This window comes from Methylomonas sp. BG-2, assembly GCF_057766305.1.
In genome coordinates, this window is record NZ_JBYMAP010000228.1 from 1 (window position 1) to 6,245 (window position 6,245).

The following is a 6,245-nucleotide window of genomic DNA, read 5'->3' on the forward strand; positions in this document are numbered from 1 at the left end:
AAGGAAATACGAGCAATTACCCACTATAGGGGCGTCGGGAGATGTCAAAGCTGACTCGTTCCCGGAAAAGCGGACAATCGATTTAGGCTGTTGCCGCAAAGGTGAATGGGGGAGGCGAACCCACCCACAACAGTGGTAACCGCGCCTTATGCTACCCAGATGGGAAGTGGATTACCCGAGGAGCCGGGTCTACGGCTGGCCAGCTGAAGCCGGACCCTCGGGTATTGGACGATTTCGCCTAGGTCTGGTTAGTGGCTGACGTCGACCTTGCCGCCTTTGGGTTGGCCAATCTCGCCCAACATTTTGTTGAACCAGTCGCTGTCGATATTGAACGGCTTGCCGCCTTTGATACGCGGGAATTCGATCGCCCGCAGCACGTTGCCGTTGTCTTCGTCGTGGCCGATCACGCCGGATTCGCGGCGGAAGGCGCATTCGACCGCCAAGTCGGCGCAGGATTTGATCAAACGCATGTCGTCGACGTTGGACGCGGCGGCGCGGGCGAAGTAACCGGATTTTTGCACCAGGGTTTTTTCGGCGCCGACCATTTGCGAGAATTGCTCGCCAAACCATTTGCCGGGGTTGACCGCATCCAGTTTGATATGGCCGAAGGCGTCGCGCGGCACTTCCTGGCCTTTGGCCTGCATTTCGGCGACGATGGACTCTACGCCGGCGCCTTCGGAGACGAAGATGTTGACGCAATCGACTTTATCCATGACCTCGCGCAGGCGCTTGGCCTCGGCTTCCAGGTCGATCGCCATTTCCGGGACGAATACCGCGTGGACTTCGTAAGACTCACGGCTCAAGCCCAATTCCGGCAGCCAATCGGCTTTATCCAGCAATTTGCGGTATTCCTGGGCGGTGGCGGCGGTCAGCCAGCCGCAGTTGCGGCCCATGACTTCGTGAACGATCAGCATGCGCGGGTTGGCGTTGTTCTCGGCCACCACGTTCATGAAGTAGCGCGCGCCTTGCTCGGCGGCGGTCCAGGCACCCAGCGATTGCTTGATCGGGAACACGTCGTTATCGACGGTTTTCGGCAAACCGATCACGGTCAGGCCATAGTTGTTCTTCGCCAAAAATGCCGCCAGATCGGCCGCGGCGGTATTGGTGTCGTCGCCGCCGATGGTGTGCAGAATATCGACGCCGTCCTTGATCAACTGGTCGGCCGCGACTTTTTGCGGATCTTCGCCTTCTTTAACCAAACCGCGTTTGACGCAATCCTTGACGTTGGTCAGCTTGACCCGGCTATTGCCGATCACCGAGCCGCCGAAACGTTGCAGCAAACCGGCTTTTTGGCGCACTTCGGCGGTCACCGGATACGAATCGCCCAACAACAGGCCTTTGTACCCGCCCCGGTAGCAAATGATTTCGATACTGGGATCGATCTCGGTGTAACGTTCGATCAGGCTGCCGATGGCGGAGTTCAGGCATGGCGCCAAACCGCCGGCCGTAAGGATTGCGACTTTTTTGGGTTTGTTCATGAGCGTGTTGATTGTTATCGGTTGAAAAAGTGATGGTACTCTGCGCGTGATCCGCATTCGCGGCGATCGGATGCGCTAAGACCCGCGCGCCGCTAGACCGGCGATTTTAGCACAGGCCAGGACTGAAGCTGAATCAGGAAGTGATGCCCGGCTCGGCGGCTCGGCGGTCGCCTTGGGCGACGAAGACCAGGGATTGCAAGTCGGTTTGAGCCGCGTCGGTCAGCAGCGCCGAATAGGTGACCGGTTCGGCGTCGGTCGTGGTCAGACTGATTTTGGTGTAATGCCCGCAATCGCTGAGCGATAGCGACAGGTAATCGCTCAGCGGTGCATTCCGGCCGGTCGCCAGTAGCTCGGCCAACGTCAATGCCGACTTGCCGATCCGCCGAAACCGGCGTCTACGGATGAAGAGGTCTGTCATTTTGGATTGCTCCGCGCGTCTCAAGCTGTGAATCCCGGTTTATCGATGTGGCCTGACGGCCTGAACAAACGGGAAGGCAAGCTTAATGTTTTGCGGATTTGCGGCAAGTGTACCAAGGTTCAAAACCGACCGGAGCGGCCTAATCCGCCGGCCCGGCGAGCCAGTCGTCCACCAGGCCGCAGAAGGCTTGCGGCGCCTCGACATACAGCCAATGCCCGGTATCGGGAATTTCGGTAACGCTGGCGCGCGGAAACAACCGGCCGATCGCCGCGCGATCGAGGTAGCGGGACTTGCCGCCGCCAATAAACAGCACCGGCCGCGAATACGCCCGACCCGCCGCGTCCGGAAAGCCGATGATGTGGTGGGCGTTGTCGCGAATAATGTCCAAATCAATCCGCCATTGGTAACGCCCGTCCTTCAGCAGCAGGTTTTGCAGCAGAAATTGCCGATAAGCCAGATCCGGAATGCCGTCCGCCAACGCTTCTTCCGCCTGCTTGCGGTTAACGATGCTGTCCACCGGCACGGCCCGCAACGCGTCGATCAGCGCGTCGAAACTGTGCCGGTAGCCGACCGGCGCGATATCGGCGACGATTAAGCGGTCGATCCGTTGCGGTTGCTGCAACGCCAGCCACATCGCCACCTTTCCGCCCATGCTGTGCCCCAGCAAATGCACGCGATCCAGTCCCAGACTATCGATAAACGCCGCCAAATCGGCCGCCATGCTGGGATAGTCCAGCAGCGTCGCATGCGGCGAGGCGCCGTGGTTGCGCATGTCCAACACGTAAACGTGGTAGCGGTGCGCCAGTTGCTTGGCGACGGTCCGCCAATTCCGCGAGGACGCCATGAATCCGTGGATCAGCAGCAGCGGCGTGCCGCCCGGCTCGCCGTAAGCCTCGTAGGCCAGTTCGAGAACGGCCATGCCGGCCTCAGGCAAAACCGAATACGGCGCCCAGCAAGCCGCCGAATACGCCACCCCACACCACCAGCCAGCCCAAGTGCCGCTTGATGATGGCTTGCACCATGTCCTTGACCATTTTCGGCGTCAATTCCGCCAAGCGATTGTCGATGACGGCCTCGATCTTGCCGGTCAAATCCTCGCCGATGCGATGCGCGTTCAAACCTTGCCGCAGCGCTTGCTTAAAGCGGTCGGACTCGGCCATTTCCTCCAAGGTCAGCCGCATCTTGTCGGTAAACGGCTGCTTCAGCGGTTGCAGGGCTTCCTCGCCACCCATCATCAGCAACATGCCGCCGAACGACGAATTCATGATGGCCGTGACCAAGCCTTCGTAGACCTTGTCGTAATCGACCGCATTCAGCAAGGGTTGCAGATTCAGCACCCGGCCGCCTTGGGCTTCCTCGCGCTCGATAAATTGTTCGATATTGGCGACGGTAAAAAACTGCTCCATCATCAAGGCCTTGATCGACGCCTTGAACTCCTGAAAGCGCGCCGGAATGATGCCGGAGCCGTACAAAAACGGCACTTTCTCGAACAACATGTGAATCGCCAGCCAATTGGTAATCGCCCCGGAAAACGCGAAAAAGCCGATGGCTTTCAAGGTTTCGGGATAGTAGGGACTGGCGTAGCCGGCGGCGATCACCGCCAGCGACAGAAAGTTGGTTAAAAAGCTTTGGTTTAATAGTCTTCTCATGCGGATTAGCCGTAACGAAGTCGGTGTCAGCCGGCTATTTTAACCGCAATCTCGGTCACGGCGGCGGACGGAGCGCCCGCCGCCGTGCATGACAAGGCAATTCGACCGGGTAACGGCGGAACGGCGCGAAGAACTCAGCCGCGCGCGTGGCGCACGTCGATGCCGTCCAGCATGAAAATCAAATATTGGGCAATATTGCGGCTGTGCTCGCCGCAGCGTTCCAGCGCCTTCATCATTTGCATCACGTCCAGCGCGCGGCGCGTCATCCTGACATCCTTCAGCACCAGCGCCAACTGATGGCGTATGCCCTCCTGCAACTCGTTTTCACAGTCCCTGTCGTAACGCAACAAGGCGTAGGCCGGTTCGGTGTCGTTATGCTCCAGCGCCTGAATCAGCTTGTTCAGCATCAATTTGATCAAATCGCCGATCTTGATGATGTCGGCCAGCAATTTCGGATTGGGATCGCTGGTATCCGGATCGTACAAAACCGTGATCAATCGGGTGAAATCGGCAAGCTCCTCGCCGATCTTCGCCAACTCGACGACGATTTTCGAACTCGAAATCGCGGTGCGCAAATCGTTGGCCACCGGGCAGCGTCTGGCGATCAGCGCCAACACCTCGTTGTCGATTCGTGCTTCGCAATGCTTGACCTTGCTGGCGCGGGCCAATACCTTCTCCGCCAAGTCCATATCGCCGGCGTCCAAGGCCCGCATCGCCTGTTCCAACTGCCGCATCAGCAGTTCGGTCATTGTCAGCAATAGGCTGTGTAACTGCTGCAATTCATCGTCGAAAGCCCGCACAGTGTGCGCGCCGGTCGCACTCTCGCTCAAAGTCGTCATCGTTCGCCACTCGTAAAACGGCCCAAAGCCGGAAATGCCTGACTCTAAGCCCCGGAGGTTACAGGAATGTGACAAAACGACTCTCAAGAACAACATTCCACGTAAGCCAAGGCGGACATCCAAACCCATCACGTTGGATACGGGAAATAATGCGGTCGATTGGTGCCGACGCGGATGGCGTGACGGGAAAATTACCCATGCTGACCGCGAAAAAACCGTCCGGTCGCCAGACCAAGCCAAGACCTTCGGACAACTCATCGCGCCGGCGATGCGGCCAGGGTCCGGTCAACAAGACAATTTACGTCGCGCCGGCGTTTTTTGGGGGGGACTTTGTCCGAACAACCGGAATTGTCGGGGTTTGCCGTGCACGAACCGCGATTGCCAGGGTTCGTCCGGCCAAAAACCACAAACCCGATCCGCGCCTGACGACCGAACCGGGCTTGCGTAGGGCTGAGGGATTAAGCCGCCGCGACCGCGCTGCCTTGCACGGCTTGCAGGAAGTCTTGAACGTCGGCTTCGATCAATTCGAAACCCATCCGCTCACTGAAGCGCTTTTCCTTCGGGGTTGGATCCTTGCGCAGAAACCAGCCTTTGGGTTCGGCGGCGGAATACACGATGTCGCTCATTACCATGCGCTCGGAGTCGCGGTTCAGCGGCATGCCGATCAGCAGATACTTTTTGTCCTTGCGGTAATCCTTCAAGAAATCCGGAATCGCGAAGCCGCCCATGAGTTCGGTGATGTAATCGACATAGTCGGCATCGGAAGCGATGTAGTTGGACTCCGGACGCGGCGTACCCATCGGCTTGAACAGCACCGGTAGTTTCTTGTCGACTTGTTCTTGCGGGATTTCGAAATAGCTGGAACCGTCGTAATGGTAAATTCTAAACCGGAACGCGCTGGCGGTAATGCGAGCAACGCCGACCACCAAGGTATGTTCTTCGTCGGAATAGCTGTCCTGCAACTGGGTGTCTCGGTTGATATCGATCACGTACTTGGGGCGCCATTCAGCCAGCCAATCGTGTAGCGCCGCCCGAGTGTATTGGGCATCGCCGTAGGTTTTATCCAGAAATTGGGTCAGAAACGAGCGGCCGCGTTTCAGTTCCTGATTCATCGCGGCGCGCGGAAATTCGTACATCAGTTTAGGCGCCATTGGCTTGCCACCGTTCATCGCCAGGATCAGGCTATCGCTATCGGCCGGCATGGGCTCGCGAGTCAGTTTGTTCTGAGAATCGAACACCGCGCCGGGTCCCAGGTAAGGTATGACTTGGTTGTCGTACAAGCCGCTCAAGATTTCGGAAAAAACACTGTTCGACATATTGCGCCCCATGTAATAGAAGGTGAAGGATACCGGGGTAAAGCAAATTTCAATCCAATTTTACCGGCACCGCGCCAGCCCATGTAGTGCAAGGCCTCTGCAATTCGGCTACCGGCCGCCGGCTGGCAACAACCGTATAAAATTCAGTGGTTTTGTCGGCTCTGCTACAAACAGCGGTTCCGCAATCAAACCCGAACAAATGACTCGAAATCCAGAACACAACCATCGGAAACGCGAAGTCGAGGCACTGAGGCAAACCCCATTGAAACCGATTCATGGATAGATGGTTTGACTTGGAAATCGAAGCCGCAAGACGTAACGTACTTATCGCTTCAGACACCTTGGCATGGCAACTAACACGTATTCGTTGCCATAGCTCAACAGCATTTTTAGCGGCTGGGATTGGCCCTAGGCCGACATAAAACCCGAATGTCGCTCGACAGCAACGCCCCATCATCAGACTCAGTTAAATCGAGCCTATCGGCAAACTACATTCAAGAATCGGCTCCAGGAAGCCCAAAAAAGCTAGCACTTGAACTAATGCA

The 6,245-nt window shown here is 57.4% G+C and carries 6 protein-coding genes; all 6 read right to left on the reverse strand.

Annotated features, from left to right (window positions below):
• Positions 1–248: 248 nt before the first annotated feature.
• Positions 249–1,478, reverse strand: a complete 1,230-nt coding sequence (locus AC3B8H_RS17195; protein ID WP_488442768.1) for a pyrophosphate--fructose-6-phosphate 1-phosphotransferase — start codon at positions 1,476–1,478, stop codon at positions 249–251.
• Between the two features lie 133 nt (positions 1,479–1,611).
• Complete coding sequence (locus AC3B8H_RS17200) at positions 1,612–1,896, reverse strand: hypothetical protein (protein WP_488442769.1); 285 nt, start codon at positions 1,894–1,896, stop codon at positions 1,612–1,614.
• A 139-nt stretch (positions 1,897–2,035) separates the two neighbouring features.
• The gene (locus AC3B8H_RS17205) at positions 2,036–2,815 is read right to left on the reverse strand and encodes an alpha/beta fold hydrolase (RefSeq protein ID WP_488442770.1); all 780 of its coding nucleotides are present in this window, start codon (positions 2,813–2,815) and stop codon (positions 2,036–2,038) included.
• A gap of 7 nt (positions 2,816–2,822) precedes the next feature.
• The gene (locus tag AC3B8H_RS17210) at positions 2,823–3,545 is read right to left on the reverse strand and encodes a DUF445 domain-containing protein (protein WP_488442771.1); all 723 of its coding nucleotides are present in this window, start codon (positions 3,543–3,545) and stop codon (positions 2,823–2,825) included.
• A 134-nt stretch (positions 3,546–3,679) separates the two neighbouring features.
• Positions 3,680–4,384 (reverse strand): phosphate signaling complex protein PhoU, encoded by a 705-nt coding sequence (gene phoU, locus AC3B8H_RS17215; protein WP_488442772.1) that lies wholly within the window; start codon positions 4,382–4,384, stop codon positions 3,680–3,682.
• A gap of 458 nt (positions 4,385–4,842) precedes the next feature.
• Positions 4,843–5,700: an SIR2 family protein gene (locus AC3B8H_RS17220; RefSeq protein ID WP_488442773.1), complete on the reverse strand. Its 858-nt coding sequence runs from the start codon at positions 5,698–5,700 to the stop codon at positions 4,843–4,845.
• Positions 5,701–6,245 lie beyond the last annotated feature (545 nt).

Coding starts and splice junctions, on each gene's coding strand:
- AC3B8H_RS17195 (WP_488442768.1), bottom strand. CDS start 1,478: ATGAACAAACCCAAAAAAGTCGCAATCCTTACGGCCGGCGGTTTGGCG.
- AC3B8H_RS17200 (WP_488442769.1), bottom strand. CDS start 1,896: ATGACAGACCTCTTCATCCGTAGACGCCGGTTTCGGCGGATCGGCAAG.
- AC3B8H_RS17205 (WP_488442770.1), bottom strand. CDS start 2,815: ATGGCCGTTCTCGAACTGGCCTACGAGGCTTACGGCGAGCCGGGCGGC.
- AC3B8H_RS17210 (WP_488442771.1), bottom strand. CDS start 3,545: ATGAGAAGACTATTAAACCAAAGCTTTTTAACCAACTTTCTGTCGCTG.
- phoU (WP_488442772.1), bottom strand. CDS start 4,384: ATGACGACTTTGAGCGAGAGTGCGACCGGCGCGCACACTGTGCGGGCT.
- AC3B8H_RS17220 (WP_488442773.1), bottom strand. CDS start 5,700: ATGTCGAACAGTGTTTTTTCCGAAATCTTGAGCGGCTTGTACGACAAC.